Origin of the sequence: Collinsella sp. AM33-4BH (assembly GCF_003469205.1) — a bacterium.
Taxonomy (GTDB): Bacteria; Actinomycetota; Coriobacteriia; order Coriobacteriales; family Coriobacteriaceae; genus Collinsella.
In genome coordinates, this window is sequence record NZ_QSIN01000026.1 from 1 (window position 1) to 2,045 (window position 2,045).

Annotated in this window: 1 protein-coding gene; it reads right to left on the minus strand. The window is 55.6% G+C overall.

The window, feature by feature from the left end; genetic code table 11:
* Positions 1-138 precede the first annotated feature (138 nt).
* Positions 139-1,833 (minus strand): phospho-sugar mutase, encoded by a 1,695-nt coding sequence (locus DW821_RS10050; RefSeq protein ID WP_118066736.1) that lies wholly within the window; start codon positions 1,831-1,833, stop codon positions 139-141.
* Positions 1,834-2,045: the final 212 nt, after the last annotated feature.

Consider the following 2,045-nt stretch of genomic DNA (forward strand, 5'->3'; position numbering starts at 1 on the left):
GCGCCGGGGGCGGGAATCTGGGCGTACACATTTCCTACACAATTCGGAATTCTCAGCTGTATTTACCGGTAATAAAGAGGGGACCTCGTTTCCGAGATCCCCTCCTCCGTCTATCTATAGAAATAGGCTTTCAAAGCCTTAGGCCAACAGCTTGCGACCGGATTCCTCGATCGCGTCAAGTGCTGCATCAGCCTCGGCGGCATCCGCGCCCTTGGCGAAGATGTACAGTTTAATCTTGGGCTCGGTGCCGGAAGGACGGACGATACCCTTGTTGCTACCCTCGAGATCGAACTCAATGACATTAGCCTTCGGCAGGCCGTTCACGCAGGTGTTGTAGTCCACGACGGCCTCAATCTTGGAACCGGCGAGCTCCGCGGGCGGGTTCTCGCGCAGACCAGCCATGATGCCGGCCATCTTTGCCGCACCCTCAGCGCCCGGATAGCTCAGCGAAATCGTCTTGTTGTGATAGTAGCCATACTTCTCGTACAGCTCGTGCATCGCGTCGGCGAGGTTCTTACCCTGCAGCTTGTAATACTGAGCCATCTGGCAAATCAGCAGCGAAGTGCTCACGGCGTCCTTGTCGCGCACGTGATCACCAGCCAGATAACCGTAGCTCTCCTCAAAACCGAAGATAAAGCGATCGACTTCACCGGCATCGGAAAGCGAGGTAATGATGTCACCGATGTACTTGAAGCCCGTCAGGCAGCGGCGGAGCTCAAAACCGTACTCGTCGGCCAGAGCGTCAACCATGGCGGAAGAAACGATAGTAGTAACGGCAACCTTCTTAGTGAGGTCCTCACCGCAGGCAGCACGGGTCTTGCAGATATAGTCGAGCAACAGAACGCCCATCTCATTGCCGGTCAGTAGCAGATAGTCATCGCCATTTTTAACGGCAACGCCAACACGATCGGCGTCGGGATCGGTTGCAAGCAGCAAATCAGGGTGAACCTGCTCGCAGAGATCGATACCCTTCTGCATGGCCTGACGGATCTCGGGGTTAGGATACGGGCAGGTCGGGAAATCGCCGTTAGGCTCCTTCTGCTCGGGAACAACCGTGACATCGGTGATGCCAGCGCGCTCGAGCACCGTGGTAACGGGAATGAGGCCGGTACCATTCAGCGGCGTATAGACAAGCTTGAGCGGCGCGCCGGCAATTTCCTCGGCAGAAAGGTTGGTCACGCCACGCGCGAGAACGGCGTCGTAATAACGCTCGAGGCACGAGCCTTCGATCCATTTAACCAGACCCTGCTCAAGAGCCTCATCAAAGTCCATGGACTTCACGCCGGTGAATGTATCGGTCTCGGCGATAGCCTTAGAAATTGCATCGGCGGCCTCGCTGGTGATCTGGCAGCCATCGGGGCCATAGGCCTTATAGCCGTTATACGGCGCCGGGTTATGGCTAGCGGTCATGCAAATGCCACCGGAGCACTTAAGATCACGGACGGCCCAGGAGAGCGTCGGCACAGGAGAAATCTTGGGATACACGAGGGCAGTCACGCCGTTTGCTGCAAGAATGGCAGCCGTAGTCTTAACGAACAGCTCACCTTTATTGCGGCTATCGCGAGCGATGGCGACCGTCGGATGCTCAAAGGTCGCATTGAGGTAGTCAGCGAATCCCTGGGTCGCACGACCGACCGTATAGATATTCATACGGTTAGTGCCCGCACCGATAGTGCCGCGAAGACCGGCAGTACCGAAGGCGAGATCCTGGAAGAAAGCGTCGGTGATGGCGTCCTCATCACCCTGCTCCTTCATCGTGTTGAGCTCAGCGAGGAGCTCCTCGTCCTTGACATTGGCAATCCAAGTATCAAGCAGCTCATGAACATCTGCCATGTGAGTCCTTCCGTCACAATCAATAAAACGACCCGTGTAAAAACAGGACAAGCGCAGCAGTGCGCTAAAGCAAATATTAGTCCATTGAGAACAGAGAACCGGCCAAAGAACGGTGAACGTCTATATTCAGCGGTGGATGATTAAATTGATTTAATTGCATAAGGAATGTTGCCCGTAAACGCAAAAAAGGGGGAGGCCGCGAGGCCTCCCCC